We start from the raw sequence: 20,722 nt of genomic DNA, 5'->3' as shown, positions 1-20,722 counted from the left end.
TTTATTTACTGACTTTATGAAAACTTCAACTTATTCATTAAAATCACTGGTGCTTGTTTTGATTGCTGCACTTTTTTCGTGTAAAAATGATAAGTCCGTAGATGTAACCAATAACAACACAATTCCCGAAGTGGTGGATTTCAATTTTCATATTAGGCCAATTTTGTCGGATAATTGTTTCACCTGCCATGGTCCGGATGAAAATCAAAGAAAGTCAGGTTTAAGACTGGATACTGAAGAAGGCGCATTTACTGCTTTGAAGGATTATGATGAAGACAGGTTTGCTTTTGTAAGTGGAAAACCGCACCAGTCTGAAGCCTACAACAGGTTGGTTTCCGGTGACACATCAGAAGTTATGCCTCCTCCCGGTTCTAATTTGAAGGTGAGTGAGTATGAAATTAGCCTGATAAAAAAATGGATAGAACAAGGAGCTCAATACAAACCACATTGGGCTTTTGTATCGCCTATTAAGTCCAAACTTCCAAAGTTGACCAATAAAGATTGGGTGAGTAATGAAATTGACTATTTCATCCAAAAGAAAATAGAAGAAAAAGGGTTGACACCAAATGCAAAGGCTGATAAAGCAAGGCTTTTAAAGAGAGTCTCATTTGACCTTACAGGCTTGCCCCCGTCTTTAGAAATGCAGGAGTCTTTTATGAATGATGACTCTGACAATGCTTATGAAAAAGTGGTAGATGAACTATTAGCAAATAAACATTACGGGGAGAAAATGGCAGTACACTGGCTGGATGTAGCCAGATATGCCGATTCACACGGATATCAGGATGATGGATTGAGAACGATGTGGCCGTGGAGGGACTGGGTTATTCATGCATTCAATGAAAACTACCCGTATGATAAATTTCTGACCTGGCAATTGGCCGGAGATTTATTGCCGGAAGAAAACATCGAGGCATTGCTCGCTACAGGCTTTAATAGAAATCATAAAATTACCCAGGAGGGAGGAGTAATAGACGAAGAGTATAGAATTGAATACGTATCCGATCGTACCAATACTTTTGGAAAAGCATTTTTGGGTTTGACCATGGAATGTGCCAAGTGCCATGACCATAAATACGACCCTATTTCACAAAAGGATTATTACAGCACATTTGCCTTTTTTGATAAGGTGCCTGAGAAGGGGTTGTTTGGAACCATAGATGCCAATTTTGCTGACCCTCCAAACATGACAATTTCTGATGAGTTGATTGAAGATATCCTTACCTTCATCAACAAAAAGGATACTGCCAATGTGAATGTAATGGTTATGAAAGATTCTGTTGGAATACGGGAAACACATATCCTGAACAGGGGAAATTATGATGCTAAAGGGGAAATTGTAAGTTTCGATACACCTGAAGCTATACTTGAATATGATACTAACAGGTTTAAGCCAAATCGACTGGGACTGGTAAAATGGTTATTAAGTGATGAACATCCATTGACATCCAGGGTTTTTGTCAACAGGATTTGGCAAGAGTTCTTCGGCAGGGGAATCGTGAAATCTGTGGGAGACTTTGGCATGCAGGGTGATTTACCTACTCATCCGGAGTTGTTGGATTGGTTGGCAGTTGATTTTCGGGAAAACAATTGGGACATAAAGCATTTGGTCAAAAAAATAGTGACATCATCAACATATACTCAATCATCGGTGGTTGATGAGCAAAAAATCGCTAAAGACCCGGAAAATATATACCTGTCCAGAATGCATAGATTCAGATTGAATGCCGAAATGGTAAGAGATCAGGTACTTGCCAGTAGTGGTTTGCTCAATGAAGAAATTGGTGGGCCAAGTGTAAAACCATATCAACCTGATGGTATGTGGTCGGCAGCTACTTCCGGACGTGGGCTACTCAAAAAATATATACAGGATCATGGAGATGATTTGTATAGAAGGGGTATTTATACTTTTATCAAAAGAACCGTGCCACCACCAGTAATGCTGACATTTGATGCATCCAATCGAGATCAATGCGAGGTGAGGAGGTTGACAACAAGCACACCGCTGCAAGCACTCATCATGCTCAACGATCCTACGGTTTTGGAAGCGGCCAGAGTAATGGCTGAACGTTTAGATGAAGAAAGCCTGGAGAATGATGACAAAATAAATAAGGCGTTTAAGTTGATCGTATGCCGGGATGCCAAAGAAGAAGAAAAGAATTTGTTGATGGAGTATTATGGAGATCAACTGTCACAATTTGAGGCAGACCCTGAAGAAGCAAAGAAATTTATAGATGTAGGAGAGTATCCTCCAAAAGAAGATAGAAATGATGTGACCGTTGCTGCATTGATGCAGGTGATTCACACTATTTACAATATGGAAGAGGCCATAACTAAGAGTTAATCCTAAAGAACTATGGAAAAGGAATTTTTAGAAAATAATTTGAATGTAAACCGCAGGCATTTTCTTGGAAAAATGGCTATGGGGGTTGGTAGTGCAGCTTTAGGTTCACTTTTGTTGCCAGACCTTTTTAAAGGATCAGGTGGAGCAGGAGACGAGTTGCCATTAGGGATAAAACATTTTGCATCTAAAGCCAAAAGGGTGATTATGCTTTTCCAAAACGGTGCTCCCTCTCAGTTGGAAAGTTTTGATTATAAGCCTACTCTAAATAAAATGTTCGGTCAGGATTTGCCCGAATCAATTCGAGGAGGCCAACGTCTGACAGGAATGACGGCCAATCAGGATAAATTCCCTTTGGTGGGTTCCAAATTTGCTTTCAATCAGTATGGTCAGTCAGGAACCTGGGTGAGTGACTTGTTTCCAAATATTGCCAAGATAACCGACGATATATGCGTGATAAAAACCATGCATACAGAAGCGATTAATCACGATCCTGCGCTTACATTTCTCCAAACAGGATCACAACAGGGAAACCGACCCAGTATGGGTGCCTGGTTGAGTTATGGGCTGGGAAGTGAAAATAAAAACCTGCCATCGTTTTGTGTGTTACTTTCACGGGGAAGAGGAAATGGACAAGGAGTTTATTCCAAACTTTGGACCAATGGTTTTCTGGACAGCAACCATCAGGGAGTACAATTCAGCGCAAGTGAAGATCCTGTTTTGTATTTGAATAATCCTGCTGGAATAGACATGCAGAGCAGGAAAAAAATGCTGGATCATTTGGCATCTTTGAACGAGATGGGATATCAGGAATTTGGAGACCCTGAAATACATGCCAAGATACAGCAATATGAAATGGCCTATAGAATGCAAACTGCAGTGCCTGAAGTTACCGATATATCCAAAGAACCGGATCACATAATAAAAATGTACGGGGCTGACTGTATGCAACCGGGCACGTATGCCTCCAATTGTCTTTTAGCCAGAAAACTCTCAGAAAGCGGTGTACGCTTCGTTCAGCTTTATCATCAGGGATGGGATCAGCATGGAAACCTGCCGGGAGAAATGCCAAAACAGGCAGAGGACGTGGATAGAGCTTCTGCGGCACTAATAACAGACCTTAAACAGAGAGGTTTATTGGACGAAACATTGGTGATATGGGGAGGAGAATTTGGCCGTACCAACTACTGCCAGGGAAAATTATCTGAAGGGAATTACGGAAGAGACCACCATCCAAGGTGCTACAGCATGTGGATGGCTGGTGGTGGTGTGAAAGCTGGTACTTCTTATGGAGAAACAGACGAATTTGGTTACAACATTGTAAAAGACCCGGTTCATATCCATGACTTGCAGGCAACCATAATGCATTTGATGGGGCTGGATCATGAAAAATTAACCTATAAATATCAGGGCAGACGTTTTAGATTAACGGATGTTCATGGTAAAGTGGTAAAGGGTATTTTGGCATAATATGGAGAAAATAGAAAGGATTGTTTCGAATGTAGTATTCTTCTTATTGTGCATGCTTGCGATTTTACTGCTCTTTGAGCAGTATGTTCAAATTCCCTTTTGGTTACAGCCAATTGGAAGAATGCATCCACTGATCTTACATTTCCCCATAGGCTTTGTTGTTTTGCTTGTTTTGGTAAATGTATTCAGAAAGCAACTCGATGAAACCTCTTATCAAAAGGTGAACAAATTTTTACTTTTGCTCACTGCATTGACTACCACTCTGGCATCAATTATGGGTTTTTTCCTATCCAGGGAAGATGGTTACACCTCAGACCTGATGTCATTGCACAAATGGTTGGGAGCAGCGGTAAGTTATATTATGTATGCCCTAATTCTGACCTATGACAATAAGAAGGTTTATCAAATATTACTTTATTCCGGTTTTCTATGCATAGTATTGGCAGGGCATTTCGGGGCAGGATTGACTCATGGTACGGATTTTTTGACCGAACCCATATTCAATACCCAAAAGGCAGAATTTGATGAGAATTCACCAATTTTCACCTCTTTCGTGCAGCCCATATTCAAAGCCAAATGTGAAAGCTGCCACAACGAACAAAAACAGAAAGGTAAATTAGACTTAACTACACTTGAAAAGATACACAAAGGGGGTGAAAATGGACCTGTTTGGATAGCTGGTGATATAGAAGAAAGCGAATTGATCAGGCGGGCTTTGCTTCCTTTGGAAGATGAAGATCATATGCCACCTAAGGGTAAGCCACAGTTGACCGATAGTGAGTTTAACCTGATTAAAAGTTGGATTGCAAAAGGAGCAGACGAGACGATTTCTTTGGCACAATTGTCAGAAGATGATACCTTGTATATACTGGCCAATATTAAAAAAGAACAACTAAACTATGTAGAAAAACAAGCCGAATACACTTTTGGCTTTGCTGATGAAGACTTGATTGCCTCACTCAACAATCCTTACCGTACAGTTGCGCAACAATCACCAAATTCTCCGGCTATCGATGTAAACATCTATGGAAGACAGGCTTTTAAACCGAACTACATCACCGAGCTAAAGGAAGTAAAGGATCAGGTAGTTTCCCTGAATCTTGCTTATCTGCCGGTACAAGATGATGCAATCGATGCAATAAGTAAATTGTCCAATCTGGAAAAATTGAACCTGAATTTCACAGAAGTGACTGGAAAAACATTGCCTGCGCTGGCTGCCTGTAGCAATCTGAGTTCCTTGTCATTGTCCGGTACCAGGATCACAGCAGATATATCTGCTGTATTGGAAAAGCTGGAGAACCTGAGGGAACTGTATATATGGAATACACCCATTTCATCAAATGAAATCAAGGCCTTACAAACAGCTTTTCCAAAAGTCCGTTTTGAGGTTGGCTATGACAGCTCCGGCGATGAGTCCAAGATCAATCCGCCAACTTTATCGACCAACAAGACAGTAATCTCCAAAGAAGATAAGATCTCTCTGGAACATAAATTGAAGAATATTGAAATCAGGTACACGCTGGATGGTACTGACCCTGACAGCACATCGACCTTATACACTGAACCTCTTCAGTTCGAATCTTATACTACCTTAAAAGCCAGGGCATTTAAGGAAAACTGGTTTCCGAGTGATATCAAAACTTATCATTTTTATGTGAAAGGAATTACTCCCAAAAAAGCGACACTGGTCACAAAGCCAGCGGATCAGTATCCGGGTAAAGGAGCCATTACCCTCATTGACAATGAAAAAGGAGAGGCCAATAATATTTCATCCCCTTCCTGGCTGGGTTATAGAGCAAATCCATTTTCTGCCACTGTAGATTTAGGTACATCATCATATAATGTGGAGAAAGTAGTAATGAGCTACGCTGTTAATATAGGTCAGTATATTATGGCGCCTACATCCATCGAACTCTGGGGAGGCAATAGTGAAAATAGCCTTGCCCTAATTAATAAATCAGTACCAGATCAGGATGATGAGTATGCCCCAAATGAAGTAAGGGCATTCTCTTTTCCGGTTGGAGGAACTCAGTACAGGTACTACAAAGTAGTGGCACATCCGTTGAAAGTACTTCCCGACTGGCATGCCGGCAAAGGCGATAGAGGATGGGTCTTCGTGGATGAGTTGTTTTTCTACTAACGTTTACCATTAGTACTAAAAAATGTCGCACGTTAATTAAATATGTACTAAAAGTTGTATTTTTGGTACACATTAGAAGGACATGGGACAAGATGCACCATATCGGGTTTTAGATAAACTGCCACCTTTACGGGAGAAAGTTGAAACTCTTAAAATTTTAAGAGAAACCAATAAAGCAACTGCTGCTTTAGCTGAATTGAAGGGAATTGCAAATTCAATTCCAAATCAATCAATGTTGGTAAATGCAATTGTATTGCAAGAGGCAAAAGGAAGTTCTGAAATCGAAAACATAATTACGACTCAAGATGAGCTTTATAAAGCACTCACAACTAATAAATCAAATGTATCGCCAGAAACAAAAGAGGTTGTAAATTATCTAAAAGCGATTTTTTATGGATTTGACTTGATTAAAAAACAAGGATTCTTACGAGTAAATGATGTTATTGAAATCCAGCATGAGTTAATCGGGAACACTGCTGGAATAAGAAGTATGCCGGGTACTGTTTTGAAAAATGATAGGACAGGAGAGGTTGTCTATACTCCACCGCAAGACAAAAAAGAGATACTTGATTTGTTGTCAAATTTCATTGAGTATTTTAATAAAGACAAAAGTGAAATATCGCCATTAATAAATCTGGCAGTGCTTCATCACCAATTTGAAAGCATCCATCCATTTTATGATGGAAATGGCAGAACAGGCAGAATACTAAACATTTTGTTTCTGATTTTTAATGATTTGATTGAGATTCCAATTTTATATCTTAGCTCATACATCATCGAAAATAAACCTGATTATTATCGACTATTAAACCAAACAAATAAATTTGGTGAATGGGAAGAATGGATTTTGTTCATGCTAAAAGCGGTTGAAACCACTTCAGTTCAGACGATTGAAAAAATAAATGCAATTAGAAATTTACTTGACAGTACAATCGAGAAAGTTCAGATTGATGCGCCAAAAATTTATAAAAAAGAATTAGTGGAATTACTATTTGAACAACCATATTCAAAAATTGAATTTGTCGTCAATCAATTAAAAGTTGAGAGAAAAGCAGCATCACGATATTTAAAACAACTGGAAAAGATTGGTGTATTAGAATCTCAAAAAGTTGGAAGGGAAACTTTGTATATCAATAAAAAATTAATCGAAATATTGAAAAAGTAAGACCAATATCGGCAACAAGAGCTTATTTAATGTGACTCCTGCGTGACAGGCAGGCATCCAATTAAAACCAGTCTTGGGAGCTTCTTAATAGCCAAATTCTAACTTGATTAGTGGTTGATTTTAGAATCAATTTCGGTTGAGTAATTTTTTAATGACTACAGAGTTACAAAATTATCTGCTGGCACAAGGAATGAACAAAATTAAAATCCATTAGATTTGGTATTGGCATAGGTCATGTATGCTACAAGTGGTATATACGGAATTGTTGTGTGTAAGCTGAAAAACGACTTAACAACCCGAACAGAATGGAGACATTTGGAGAATGAAATTTGATTTGAAACCGCTGTATATAATTGCCTTATGGACAAGCATTCTTGGATTAATTGCCTTTATTTCAGATTTCGGATTTTCACAAAGTGACTTCTCTCAACAACTTTTAGACGGGTTTTATTTCGTAGTTCTTGGAGTAGGAATCATTTCGACATTCGCCCGATACTTCGATAACTTTGGACTTATAAAAAGGAAGGTTTTTGTTTTCGACTTCCTATCCATCTGCTTTACCCTATGGATATTCTACATGTACCTTTTCCTGGGTGTACCTTTTGAGACCGACCTACTTCTTGAAAACCCCATATGGGTAAGGATTGCGGTTTTATTCACCTTTATTCGGGAGTTTTCAGAAATTAAATTCAACTACAAACGAACACTACTAAATCCTGCACAACTTTTTGTAGCGAGTTTTCTGATGATAATATTCATTGGGACATTTCTTCTGATGCTTCCGAACTCAACACACCAAGGAATATCATTCATTGACGCACTATTTACATCCACAAGTGCCGTTTGCGTAACAGGTTTGATTGTGGTGGATACAGGTAGTTACTTTACAGAATTCGGTCAAATTATCATTATGGTACTCATTCAGGTCGGTGGTTTGGGTATCCTGACTTTTGCAAGTTATTTCAGCTACTTTTTTAAAGGCGGTGCTACGTATGAAAACCAACTTGCCTTGAGCGATATGACCAGTTCCAAAAAACTTGGTGAAGTATTTTCAACTCTAAAATACATCATTCTTATCACGTTTAGCATTGAGTTGTTTTCAGGAGTTCTCATTTACAGTAGTCTTGAAGCAGACAACTTCCAATCCCAGTATGACCAAATTTTCTTTTCAGTTTTTCACTCAATTTCTGCCTTTTGCAATGCAGGATTTTCAACCCTGTCAAACAGCTTGTATGAAGATGGCTTTAAGTACAACTATTTTCTTCAATTAACGATAATCCTGTCATTTGTCTTAGGTGGATTAGGCTTTCCCATTGTCTCCAACATTATCAACTACTTAAAATATCGTTTAAGAAAACTTCTTTCTTTCGGTAAGAACAAAGTCAGCTATCGTCCTTGGGTATTGAACATTAACAGTAGAATTACTTTAATCACAACGCTTTCAATATCAGCTATTGCATTTATTGGGTTCTTTGCCTTGGAATACAATAATACCTTGTCCGAACATAATGGATTTGGAAAGGTTGTAACCGCACTTTTTGGTGCAACAACACCAAGAACAGCAGGGTTTAACACTATTGATACTGCTTCTATGCTTTTTCCAACCACAATGATGGTTTTTCTTCTCATGTGGATCGGTGCTTCCCCAGCTTCAACGGGTGGTGGAATTAAGACCAGCACCTTTGCCATTGCCACACTCAATATTCTGAGTTTAGCTAAAGGAAAGACGAGAATTGAAGTCTTCCGTCGAGAGATAGCAGACCTTTCAGTCAGAAGGGCTTTTGCCATCATCTCCCTTTCACTTATTGTACTGGGAGCAGGCATCATGTTGATTTCTATGTTTGACAGTGATAAAAGCCTGATAAACATTGCCTTTGAGTGCTTCTCTGCCTATAGCACAGTTGGGTTGAGCCTGGGTATTACCGCTGATCTCTCAAACGAAAGTAAACTGATTATAACTGCAATCATGTTTGTAGGCAGGGTTAGTATGCTGACTATTGTTATAGCAATTTTCAATAAGATTAAACATAAGAACTATCGGTACCCGACCGAAGAAATAACAATTAACTAAAAGGTTGATATATGGAACGAGCCATGACCAATTACCCCACACATATAAGGATATTTACTGGCGAGTTTCATGCAACCGCTAAAAAATTATAAAGATATGAAATACATCATCGTAGGGCTTGGAAATTTTGGTGCTTCCCTTTCGCAAAAGCTTACAGCTCAGGGCAATGAAGTTATCGGCATTGATACCAGAATGGAGAAAGTCAATTTGTACAAGGAGAAAATCTCCCATACCATTCAAATGAATGCAACGGATGAGTTTACGGTTTCAGGGTTGCCACTTGAAGATACAGACGTTGTAATTATTGCTATTGGAGAAGATCAGGGAGCAAATATTATGACCACTGCATTATTCAAAAACATGCAAGTGAAAAGACTCATAAGCAGAGCCATCAATCCACTTCACCAAAAAGTTTTGGAAGCTATTGGAGTCGATGAAATTGTACACCCAGAGGAAGAGACAGCAGAACGATGGGCAAAGAAGCTTTGTATAAATAATGTCGTTGATTCTTTCGAACTAAACGAACATTTCAGCATCATTGAAGCTAATGTACCTCAGGAATACATTGGACAAACTATTCGTGAAATTGGATTCAGAAAGGCGTATAATCTTCTGGTTCTCACCATAATGAAAAAAGAAGAGGTGAAAAGCTTGCTTGGGAAAAGTCGCACAGAAGTAAACATTCAAGGGATTGCGACTCCAGACCAACAACTGGAAGAAACAGACATATTGGTACTCTACGGTTCAAATAAGGACTTGCAGAACTTCCTAAAACAAAAACGAAATGAAAAGTAAAGTTTTGATAACCGTTTTGACTGTGGTCTTCTTTCTTGTCAAGCCGAGAGTGAAAACAGGACTGATGAATTTGAAAACCCATCTAATATAGGCCAGAAAATAAAGTCAATTCCTACTGACAAAATTGAAGTGATAACCTAAGACAAATATGAATACCTAATATAACGCCAATTTGGGGTATAATTAACTGGTTTATAGTGAATTATGAACCATATCGAAAAGTTAGTAGAAATCTTCGTAAGATGCGATGATTTCTACCAGGAGTTCGAAAAATCCCTGAACCTCCGCCTTTGTTTGTGTCCTCACAAACAAAACTTAAACACATGGACGCTCAACAGTAAAGTGGACAATGGAATTGTTCCATATTGAGTTTGTTATTCTCCTAATATCTCTTAACCATCACTCTATCAGCTTATAAGCTTTCACACGATTGTCAAAAAAGGTAGGTATTAAAAGGATGTTTTTTTCTCTTACAAAATCGATATCAGCAGAATTGATTTTTTCATTTCGAGTATCCAATATCTTAGTTCGGTGCAGATTCTGAGAAATGTGATAAATTTCCCCTTGCCAGTTTGAAACAAGGTAGCCCCCGGCAGGTAAAGCGACTATACCATCGGCTCTTCCCAGACTATCCGCCAATTCCACCATCTCTTTGGTTGCCAAATTGATTTTAAAGAGTTTGTTGGAATTGCTGCTAACCATCAGTAGGTGATCCTCTGCATAGAGCACTCCGTTGGGCCTGCCAAGATCACCATCAAGTACAATATCCAATATGCCATTTTCCAATTGGTAAATCTTTTGGCTGTTCGATCCGGAAGCATATATCACTCCATTTTCACCAACAGTTATATCGTTGAGGCCTGGGTCGCCACCAATTTTAGTTCTGCCTTTGATTTTTCTTGTTGCAATGTCTATTTCTATGATCTGATCAATGTCATTCACAAACAATGAGCCATTGACAATGCCCATGCCTTTAGGAGCATCCAATCCTTCAACCCATTTTAGCTCAGCAATATTTCCGTCCATGTCTAGTTTCGAGATGAACCCATTGCCATCTTTTTCCCATGGATTCAGGTTTACATTGGCGACATATATGACATCTCTTTCACGGTCATAAATCACACTTTCGGCTGTGGTTAGTAAAGTATCCGATTCCCAAAGCAACTCAAGTGAAAATGACTGTTGCTTTGGTTCTTGTTTTTTAGTAGCAGTGCAGGCAAAAATGAATATTATAAGGATTATTAAGTAGATATTTTTCATGGGGATAAAATTAACCAATAGCTGATAATACTTAAGGCTAAGAATTTAGTATATTTATGAAGTTGTAATTTCGTAAAACATCTTAAACACATATCAACTATGTCTTATCTTTTAATACTTCTGTTATATATAGTTTTAACCGATTTGATAGCCAGATATATTGGTAAAGGCCGTCAAATTGGGTATGAAAAATCTGTTTTTTGGTCAATTATATTTAGTCCTGTTATTGGTCTTTTCGTTACTCTATTTAGCCCCAGAGTACAATAAAATATTGTCTCAAGATATTTCGCCAAGCAATAGACCCTTCTGCAAATTTCATTTTTTACATAAAAACACAATCAATTGCAGGTTCTGTTAAAGGCTCTATCTTTGTATGGGATAGTCTAAATTGTAGCCGAAAAATCAAATCTAATGAGTCAAATTGAATACGAAAAGAGATATGCAGTTAGCCCAAAAGAAACTGCAGCAATGAATACCAACGAACTGAGAAGTAACTTTTTGATTGAAGGTTTGTTTGTTGAAGATAAAATCAATTTGACTTATTCCCATTTTGACAGGTACATCACAGGCGGTATTTTTCCAGTATCTAAGCCCCTTAGTCTGGACACCATTGATCCATTGAAGTCCGAGCATTTCCTTGACCGGAGGGAATTGGGCGTGATCAACATAGGTGGAGATGGAATAGTGTTGATTGACGGAGAAAGATATGAGCTTTCTTATAAAGATGCGCTGTATGTAGGAATGGGCTCAAAAGAAGTGTTGTTTGAAAGTGAAGAGGCAAGCAAACCTGCAAAATTTTATATCAACTCTGCTCCGGCCCATCAGTCATTTCCTGTAAAGAAAATAAGTAAAGACCAAGCAACGAAACTGGAGTTGGGTTCGTTGGAAACAGCCAATGCCAGAACGGTAAATCAGATGATCGTAAGCAGTCTGGTGCAGACCTGCCAGCTACAGATGGGGATGACCGAACTGAAAACCGGAAGTGTGTGGAACACTATGCCAACCCATGTTCACGACAGAAGGATGGAGGTCTATTTGTATATTGAAGTACCGAAGGGGCAGTCTGTTTGTCATTTTATGGGCGAAACGGACGAAACCAGACATATCTGGATGCAGAACGAACAAGCGGTGATTTCTCCGCCCTGGTCTATTCATTCCGGTGCAGGTACTTCTAATTATACCTTCATTTGGGGTATGGCGGGTGAAAATCTGGATTATGGAGATATGGATGTTTGTGAAATCGAAAGATTAAGATAAGGATGTCATTGGATTTATTTGACCTTACAGGAAAAACGGCATTGATTACCGGAGGCACACACGGTTTGGGAATGGCTATGGCTATGGGAATTGGCAAAGCAGGAGCAACCGTTGTAGTCAATGGCAATTCTTCGCAACAGAAAATAGATGATGCACTCGCTCAATACAGGGAAGCAGGGATAGATGCAAAAGGTTATTTGTTTGATGTGACGAATGAACAAGCGGTAAAAATTAATATTGCAAAAATAGAAAAGGAGGTGGGGCACATTGATATCCTGATCAATAATGCAGGGATCATCAAGCGTGTTCCTTTAGAAGAAATGGAAGTGGAGGATTTTGAGCAAGTGATTAAAGTTGATCTTGTAAGCCCTTTTATTGTTTCCAAATACGTAGTGAAAGGTATGATTGCTCGTAAATCGGGTAAGATCATCAATATATGTTCGATGATGAGTGAGCTGGGTAGAAATACCGTTGGTGCCTATGCAGCAGCCAAGGGAGGCCTCAAAATGCTGACCAGAAATATGGCAACAGAATGGGGCAAACATAATATCCAGATCAATGGTATAGGGCCAGGTTATTTTGCCACTAGTCAGACTGCTCCCATTAGGGTAGAAGGTCATCCGTTCAACGATTTTATCGTGAGTCGCACGCCAGCCGGCAAGTGGGGAGATCCCGATGAATTGGCAGGTACAGCTATATTCCTTTCATCACAAGCCAGCAACTTCGTCAATGGTCAGATCATATATGTAGATGGTGGGCTTCTGGCTACTATTGGTAAACCGTCGAATGAAAAGTAGTTTTTGATTCTTCACTGCTATTTTTTACCTCAATTCCCTTTATCTTTTCCAGTCATTCTATAGGAACTTAATTTAAAAGGTATCATTCTTGCTGTCTGAGTATTTCGTTCAAAAATCTTTCATCTCTGCATATTTAATTACAATTATCTAATTTTATTCGCTTATGGTTCTACCAAAGTTGAAGTCGGTTAAATTGATAGCGATATTTTGCACCCTGAGTGCAATTGCACAAGGCCAAACCTGCCTTGATGATTTTTGTTATCTGACCGCCAAATACTCTGGTAATATTTCAGGTGACTTGATCTTAGGATACCGTGCTTTCCTGGTGGATACCATTATGGAAACTAGTGAATTGGCTGTTTTGGATAGTTTTTTGAAAGAAAACCCCGAAGAAAGAATTTCGCTTATCCTTTCCCATAGCGATCCGTCTTTTTACGATAGATTGGAAAAAGCCTCATTAGCTGATCAGGCTTATCCTCCCGATGCTATGGACAGTTTGTTTGGCGTGGTGGTTCAGCCTTCCGACAGGTTATTTGTTTTTGCTGACCAAGATGAATATTTTTTACCAATTGATCGCTCCATTTGGCAATACGGAACTTCTCCTGACTCAATCGAAAATGTATTTTCCAAAGGAAAAATTGACAATCATTTGACTTATCTGAAGATCTCAGATGAGCTCAGTGTAGCACAAGGTGAAAATAAAATTAAAGACCTGATCAATAAAAAAGGCCGTCTGCCAAATTTTCTTGAGACCAATCAGGCGGCTGTCTTTAAAGCGTATCTGGATAGTTTAAATGTGATCAGAAAGTATAAGGCCATTGTAGTTCAAGGAGCACAATACCTTGATGAGGTGTCGTGGAGGGAATTGCCGGAATTGGAGAGCACGGGTAAGATACATGTGTCAGAGTTGATTATTAGCCCACTAAAAAGTGGCTTTAGGTTTTCACCCGATGTATCCAGGTTTACTCCGGAAAATAAAAATGTGATTAAAATATTCTATGCCAATTTTCATGACCTAAACGAAAGGTTGATGATGCACCTGGATTTTGATCACAACATAGTGAATCAGGTAAGACCCGAAGACAAGTACTTGTATGGCTTTGTGAAATACGATGAGGATGAACGTGGGGTTTATTCCAACTTTGATGGAGAGAGAAACTATATTGATTTTGGAATCCCTTCAGGAATGGATTTTCAGGAGATCACTGTTTCTGCCTGGGTAAAACCAGATACTCTTAATGGCAATAAAAGTATTGTAGGGATTGGCTCGGTATTTTCGGCCAAAGTGAGAGAAGGTAAATTGACTTTTACTACGCCAGCCATCAGAGACCACCAGACTGACTCTGCAATGGTCAAAACCAACGAATGGCAACATATAGCCTTCGTTTACAATGCCAACAAAGAGATGAATTTCTATTACAATGGAAAGAATGTGGGAAAGCAACGTGCCTCTGATATTACCATCACATCTCATTCGTTGCTCATTGGCAACAACCTGTGGAGCGAGTATTTCAAAGGAGGCATAGATGATTTGTATATCTGGAACAGGGTATTGAGCGATGAGGAGATATGGAAGGTTTACAATAAAGATTTAGAAAAGAGCGGTGGTGGTTTTACCATCACTTTACTATTTGTATGTATTGGTGGTCTTCTGGTTTTTGGAGTTGGTTATAGTATTTTCAAAAGTAAATCAAAAAAAACAATCCCACAGAGAGAACCTTTAAAAGCCAGGCCAATTATTTCCAATGAGAAAAACCAACCCGGTATTTATTTGTTTGGTGGTTTCCGATTGATCAATAAGAACGGGGAGAATCTTTCGGATCTGTTTTCTCCGAAAAGGAAAGAACTTTTTGTGTTGGTATTGCTTTACACTTTCAGAAAAAATGGAATCAATTCAAAACAGATGTCTGAGATACTTTGGGAGGGGCATTCATTCGAAAGTGCCAAAAACAACCGAAGTACCCAGATGAAGCGGATCAGGGAGATTTTAGCGGACAATACAGGTTTGAGTATTGACTATGACAACAAGAATTGGAAAATAAAAATTGACGATGGAATACGCTGGGATTTTTCAGATTATTCCTATTTCAGCAGCGAATTGAAAAACAGTAAGGATATAGAATCTATTGAGAAAAATGTAGAAGGATTGCTCAGCGTGATCAATCAGGGAGTGTTGCTTCCGAACATGCATTACGAATGGCTTGATCCCATTAAAGGACAATTGTCTGAAGAAATAGTAGAAGTATTAACTCCACTTATCGAAAGGAATGGTTTGAATTTAGAAACAGAATTAAAGCTTAAGATATTCAACTCAATTTTCTCACTTGATCCCCTCAACGAAAAGGCGTTGAATTGTAAAATAAAACTGCTGGTTTCTGAAGGCAAGCATACACTAGCCAAAAATGCGTTTGATCACTTTTGCTCTTCCTATTCCCAGTTTTATGGAGAAAAGTACGATAAGGAGTTTTCTGCCTTGATCTGAGGTTTGGAAAGACGTATTTTCTTAATAAACATCTGAAATACTCGTTTAATATTTTTGTGGTTTTACAACAAAAATATTTGGTGATACCCCGTTTGTTACCCCTGTTGTTGTGCCTCTTACGCCTATCTTGCTCTAACAAATACCAAATAGTGTATCTATGAATATACATTTTGGCAACTTTAAAATCTATTGAAGTGAAGACCGGATATAAACTATTACCTTGTGGAAATTCAGATATATTGTGTCTGATGTCATTGGTGATGTTGGTATTTTCTATTTACGCTTGTAGTTCGAAAAAAGAACAGGACTCCATCAATTCCACCTCTGGTGAAATTATGGTGCCAGACAAGGATTCATGGATACCTCTTTTTAATGGCACTTCTGCCGCAGGTTGGAGAGGATACAATCAAAAAACACTTCCCAAAGGTTGGGTGGTTGAAGATGGTACTTTAAAATCATTGGGACAAGGCGGAGATATTGGCGGTGATATCGTGTATGGTGCGATGGAGTTCGAAGACTTTGAGTTGTACATGGAGTGGAAGATTAGCGAAGGTGGCAATAGTGGTATTTTTTACCATATACTGGAGAGCGATAAATATAAAGTCCCTTATGAAACAGCTCCCGAATATCAATTGTTAGATGATATTGGCTTTCCTGAAAAGGTAGAGGATTGGCAGCAGGTAGGAGCTGACTATGCCATGTATCCCGCAGATACTGCTAAGAAAAAAGTAAAAAAAGCAGGTGAGTGGAATTCTTCCAGGATTATTTTTCAAAAAATGAATGTCGAGTATTGGCTGAATGGCGAGAAAGTGGTGCAGTTTGTTCCCTGGTCAAAAGATTGGTATTCAAGAAAAAACTCAGGAAAATGGATTAATATGCCGGATTATGGAATGGCAAAAAAAGGACTCATAGGACTTCAGGATCATGGGAGTTTTATTTGGTTTAGAAATATAAAAATAAGGAAACTTTGAAAGCAGCCTGCTTTCAGTAATTTTAAGAAACACACAAACTAATATTATCAATAAAAATTAAATTTATAAAAATGAAAGTAGTGAATTTGAATAAGGTGCTCGTGGCAGCATTCGTTTTGTCTTTGACAACTCTTTTTTCGGCGGAAGCTCAAAAGTCATCATTGTTCAACGGAGAAAACCTGGATGGGTGGATTGTATATGGTACGGAAAAATGGTATGTGGAAGATGGCAACCTGATTTCAGAAAGTGGCCCGGATAAAGAATACGGATACCTGGGTACAGAGAAGTTCTACAAAGATTTCATCCTCACCGTTGAGTTCAAGCAGGAATCTAATGGCAACAGTGGAGTATTTATCCGCTCTACGGTGGACGGAGTAAAAGTAAAAGGCTGGCAAGTGGAAGTAGCTCCTGCGGGCAAGCATACCGGGGGAGTCTATGAGTCTTATGGCCGTGGGTGGTTGATCAAACCAGAAGCAGAGAAAGAGAAGGTGCTTAAAGAAGGTGAGTGGAATAAAATGAAGATAAAAGTAAAAGGATCTGAACTTACTTCATGGCTCAATGGCACCAAAATGATCGAGCTTGACGATGAGAAAATCGGCGAAGGTGAAGGTGGAATCGCATTGCAAATTCACAGTGGAGGTGGAATCAAAGTTAGGTGGAGAAATCTTGAAATCAAGGAGTTGTAAAAAAAAATAGAGAAGTACAATTACATGGGTGTCGAAGACCAGCTTTTAGTTATTGAAATTAAGAATAGAAATCAGTCTGTATTTGAAGATTTTTTTCATCAGTATTACAATGAGCTTACCCTTTTTGCTGAAGGCATGGTTTTCGACATCCAATTGGCAAATGACATAGTCCAGAATGTTTTTATTCGTATTTGGGAAATTGCCAATACCCTAAATATCAATATGCCAATGAAACCCTATATCTATAGGGCCGTGAAAAATCGGTGTTTGAACTACCTGAGGGATACACATACTCATGCCAGACATAATTTTTTGTACTGGCAAGACATTTCCAATGCATGTACCTTAGAAGATGAGCCTTGTCCGGAATTGATGGGACAGGTAAGAAACTCCCTTGATAGTTTGCCAACTAAAATGGCAGAAATTTTTAAATTGAAATATTTGGAAGAAAGAAAGCACAGGGACATAGCAGAGGCGTTGTGCATCTCTGAAAATACGGTCAAAACTCAGTTGCTGAGAGGGAAGACGAAACTTAGAAAAATGTTGGTGGAAAGTGCCGTAGTGATATAAAAAACATATATGTAATGTTAAATAAAATACCTATGAAAACTTTAAATACCAGTTCGATACTGGCTGTCCTTTTTATCGCAATATTGACTGGCTGTGGTGGTGCTAAAAAAAGTGAAAGCGAAGCATCAACTCCACCAAACATTCTGGTTATCATGACAGACGACCATGCGGTGCGTGCATTGAGCTGCTACGATGGCACGATCAACAAAACTCCAAACCTGGACAGAATCGCCAGAGACGGTGTGATTTTCAAGAATAGTTTTGTGTCCAACTCTATCTGTGCGCCCAGTCGTGCGGTGATGCTTACAGGCAAGCACAGCCATATCAATGGTCAAGTGGACAACAAAGTGACTTTTGACGGATCTCAACAAACATTTCCCAAGCTATTGCAAAAGGCAGGATATCAGACAGCATTGGTGGGTAAGTGGCACCTGAAAAGCGATCCCACAGGTTTTGACTATTGGAATGTACTGCCGGGGCAGGGGCAGTATTACAACCCTGATTTTATAGAGATGGGTGAGAAAAAACGAGTGGAGGGATATGCTACAACTGTAACCACTGATTTTGCGCTGAACTGGTTGGATAAGAGAGACCAGAATAAACCGTTTTGTCTCTTGCTGCATCATAAAGCTCCACACAGGACATGGCAGCCGGATACTTCATATCTGGCTGAATTTGCCAACAAATCTTATCCGGTACCCGGCAATTTCTTTGATAAGTATGAAGGAAGAAGGGCTGCTGCAGAACAGAAGTTGAGCATCCGCACTGGCGACATGGATTTGAGCTATGACCTTAAAATAGAAGCAGAAGAAGCCAAGTCAAGATTTCCGGGCTACAAACACAAAGTGAGGATGAACGACGCACAGAAGGAAGCCTGGAAAAAACATTACGACCCTATCATTCAGGATTTTATAGCAAATACACCCGAAGGGGATGATCTGGATCTTTACAAATATCAGAGATACATGAGGGACTACCTTGCCTGTATCCAGTCTGTCGATGACAATGTAGGCAGGGTGTTGGACTATTTGGAAGAAAATAGCTTGAGCGACAATACCTTGGTGGTTTACACTTCCGATCAGGGTTTTTATACGGGAGAGCATGGCTGGTTTGACAAACGTTTTATTTATGAGCAGTCTTTGAGGACTCCATTGCTGATGAGAATGCCAAAAGGGTATGGACGAAAAGGTGAAGTTAAAGAATTGGTACAAAACATCGACTATGCGGCTACTTTTCTGGATGTCGCTGGTGTGGCGGTACCGGAAGACATACAAGGGATTTCTTTAAAACCACTATTAGAAGGTAGTAAAGATGTTGACCTGAGAGATGCCATTTACTACCACTATTACGAATTTCCCAATGAGCATGCCGTGAAGCGCCATTATGGTATCAGGACAGATCGTTACAAGCTTATCCATTTTTACAATGATATAGACGACTGGGAACTGTATGACCTGCAAGCCGATCCTGAAGAAATGAACAACATCTACAACGATGCATCCAACACAGCATTGATAGATGAATTGAAAGTTAAACTACTGGTACTTCAGGAGAAATACCAGGATACCGACCAGTCAACCTATTGACTTTTGCAGCTTTACTAAACTTTTAAAGTTTAGTAAAGCTTCTGACTCCTGGAACAGGACTAGGGTATTTTTATAGCTGTTTTAAAAGCAGTATTAATACATTAGATTTGAGAAAAGTATAGTGTATATATCACGCACAGTGCGTTATGTTCAAATGTTGTATGTCATAGAAAGAATGCAAAAATCAAAGGAATTTATACGAGTAAAATTTTCTCCTCAAAAGTTGAAGGAAGCAGTAAGAAAGTGGGAAGAAAAACTACCTTCAGATCGAAGTAGACAGGAAGTTAATTCAAGAAGAATTGTTTTTCCGGATGAAACTTGGGGTTATGATAATGATGAGGAGTTTTTCGCTGACTTCCAGAAAGAGTATAATACGGCATACTACTCTCAGAGATGTTTTGGTGAAAATAGTAATTTTTGGAGCTTCTCAATCGAATCTAGAACTTGGCAAAATACAGTAATAGAAGTACAAGCTCCAACCCGGGCAGAAATTGAGGATGTTTTTCATGTTTTTGAAAAAGATTGGGCAAACTTCAAATTACCTGAACCCGAAGTTGATGAAATGTCTCCTGTGATTTTTATTGGTCATGGAAGAAGTACACAATGGAGAGACTTGAAAGATCACTTATCAGACAAACATGGATATCGAATTGAAGCTTATGAAACTGGAGCGAGAGCCGGACATACAATTAGAGATATTTTAGATGAAATGCTGGGACGTTCAACAATGGCACTTTTAGTTCATACAGGGGAAGATGAATTAAAAGATGGTGAAATATCTGCTAGACCTAACGTAATTCACGAAACAGGTCTCTTTCAAGGTAAATTAGGTTTTAGTAGAGCTTTGGTTTTACTTGAAGAAGGAACTTCCGAATTTTCTAATCTCTATGGAATACAACAAATAAGATACACCAAGAACAATATCAAAGAAACCTTTGGTGAGGTACTTGCAACGATTAAAAGGGAATTTGGATAAACGACATACAACAAACACTTCCATGAATAATCTTAAGGTAGGGGATTGATTCAATTTAGTAAAAAGCCATCATATTTTCTTTTTTTTATCTTTTTTTCTTCGAATGTTTTAGAGATCCCAAAGCTGCTTAGTGGCAAGGAAGGCACAATGTTTCC

At 38.9% G+C, this 20,722-nt stretch carries 15 protein-coding genes; 14 read left to right on the top strand and 1 reads right to left on the bottom strand.

The window, feature by feature from the left end:
• Nucleotides 1–16: 16 nt before the first annotated feature.
• The 6 genes from AAOP42_RS13400 to AAOP42_RS13375 all read left to right on the top strand — a co-directional run bounded on the left by AAOP42_RS13400 (nt 17) and on the right by AAOP42_RS13375 (nt 9,982).
• Complete coding sequence (locus tag AAOP42_RS13400; protein WP_349529040.1) at nt 17–2,344, top strand: PSD1 and planctomycete cytochrome C domain-containing protein; 2,328 nt, start codon at nt 17–19, stop codon at nt 2,342–2,344.
• Between the two features lie 12 nt (nt 2,345–2,356).
• A complete protein-coding gene (locus AAOP42_RS13395; protein WP_349529039.1) occupies nt 2,357–3,811 on the top strand; it encodes a DUF1501 domain-containing protein in 1,455 nt (484 codons plus the stop codon).
• Between the two features lies 1 nt (nt 3,812).
• Nucleotides 3,813–5,951, top strand: a complete 2,139-nt coding sequence (locus tag AAOP42_RS13390; protein WP_349529038.1) for an FN3 associated domain-containing protein — start codon at nt 3,813–3,815, stop codon at nt 5,949–5,951.
• A gap of 82 nt (nt 5,952–6,033) precedes the next feature.
• Nucleotides 6,034–7,116 carry a Fic family protein gene (locus tag AAOP42_RS13385; RefSeq protein ID WP_349529037.1) on the top strand — a complete coding sequence of 361 codons (1,083 nt, stop codon included), beginning with the start codon at nt 6,034–6,036 and terminating at the stop codon, nt 7,114–7,116.
• A gap of 322 nt (nt 7,117–7,438) precedes the next feature.
• Complete coding sequence (locus AAOP42_RS13380; protein ID WP_349529036.1) at nt 7,439–9,187, top strand: TrkH family potassium uptake protein; 1,749 nt, start codon at nt 7,439–7,441, stop codon at nt 9,185–9,187.
• A gap of 96 nt (nt 9,188–9,283) precedes the next feature.
• Nucleotides 9,284–9,982 (top strand): potassium channel family protein, encoded by a 699-nt coding sequence (locus AAOP42_RS13375; RefSeq protein WP_349529035.1) that lies wholly within the window; start codon nt 9,284–9,286, stop codon nt 9,980–9,982.
• Nucleotides 9,983–10,381: 399 nt separating this feature from the next.
• Here AAOP42_RS13375 and AAOP42_RS13370 read toward each other — a convergent pair whose 3' ends face one another.
• Nucleotides 10,382–11,242 carry an SMP-30/gluconolactonase/LRE family protein gene (locus tag AAOP42_RS13370; RefSeq protein WP_349529034.1) on the bottom strand — a complete coding sequence of 287 codons (861 nt, stop codon included), beginning with the start codon at nt 11,240–11,242 and terminating at the stop codon, nt 10,382–10,384.
• 411 nt (nt 11,243–11,653) lie between these two features.
• Here AAOP42_RS13370 and kduI point away from each other — a divergent pair, with 411 nt between their 5' ends.
• From kduI to AAOP42_RS13330, 8 genes are all read left to right on the top strand, one after another.
• The gene (gene kduI / locus AAOP42_RS13365; protein ID WP_349529033.1) at nt 11,654–12,499 is read left to right on the top strand and encodes a 5-dehydro-4-deoxy-D-glucuronate isomerase; all 846 of its coding nucleotides are present in this window, start codon (nt 11,654–11,656) and stop codon (nt 12,497–12,499) included.
• A 2-nt stretch (nt 12,500–12,501) separates the two neighbouring features.
• Nucleotides 12,502–13,296: a gluconate 5-dehydrogenase gene (locus AAOP42_RS13360; protein WP_349529032.1), complete on the top strand. Its 795-nt coding sequence runs from the start codon at nt 12,502–12,504 to the stop codon at nt 13,294–13,296.
• A gap of 163 nt (nt 13,297–13,459) precedes the next feature.
• Complete coding sequence (locus tag AAOP42_RS13355; RefSeq protein ID WP_349529031.1) at nt 13,460–15,778, top strand: LamG-like jellyroll fold domain-containing protein; 2,319 nt, start codon at nt 13,460–13,462, stop codon at nt 15,776–15,778.
• A 170-nt stretch (nt 15,779–15,948) separates the two neighbouring features.
• A complete protein-coding gene (locus AAOP42_RS13350; protein ID WP_349529030.1) occupies nt 15,949–16,749 on the top strand; it encodes a 3-keto-disaccharide hydrolase in 801 nt (266 codons plus the stop codon).
• Nucleotides 16,750–16,820: 71 nt separating this feature from the next.
• Entirely contained in the window at nt 16,821–17,435 is a 615-nt protein-coding gene (locus tag AAOP42_RS13345; RefSeq protein WP_349529029.1) for a 3-keto-disaccharide hydrolase, read from the top strand.
• Between the two features lie 24 nt (nt 17,436–17,459).
• Nucleotides 17,460–18,005 carry an RNA polymerase sigma-70 factor gene (locus AAOP42_RS13340; protein ID WP_349529028.1) on the top strand — a complete coding sequence of 182 codons (546 nt, stop codon included), beginning with the start codon at nt 17,460–17,462 and terminating at the stop codon, nt 18,003–18,005.
• 32 nt (nt 18,006–18,037) lie between these two features.
• Nucleotides 18,038–19,591 carry a sulfatase family protein gene (locus AAOP42_RS13335; RefSeq protein ID WP_349529027.1) on the top strand — a complete coding sequence of 518 codons (1,554 nt, stop codon included), beginning with the start codon at nt 18,038–18,040 and terminating at the stop codon, nt 19,589–19,591.
• Nucleotides 19,592–19,766: 175 nt separating this feature from the next.
• The gene (locus AAOP42_RS13330) at nt 19,767–20,567 is read left to right on the top strand and encodes a TIR domain-containing protein (protein ID WP_349529026.1); all 801 of its coding nucleotides are present in this window, start codon (nt 19,767–19,769) and stop codon (nt 20,565–20,567) included.
• Nucleotides 20,568–20,722 lie beyond the last annotated feature (155 nt).

This window comes from Reichenbachiella sp. MALMAid0571, from assembly GCF_040151475.1.
Taxonomy (GTDB): Bacteria; Bacteroidota; Bacteroidia; order Cytophagales; family Cyclobacteriaceae; genus CAXBNB01.
Note: the sequence above shows the minus strand (reverse complement) of the source record. Positions and strands in the feature narration are given on the sequence as shown.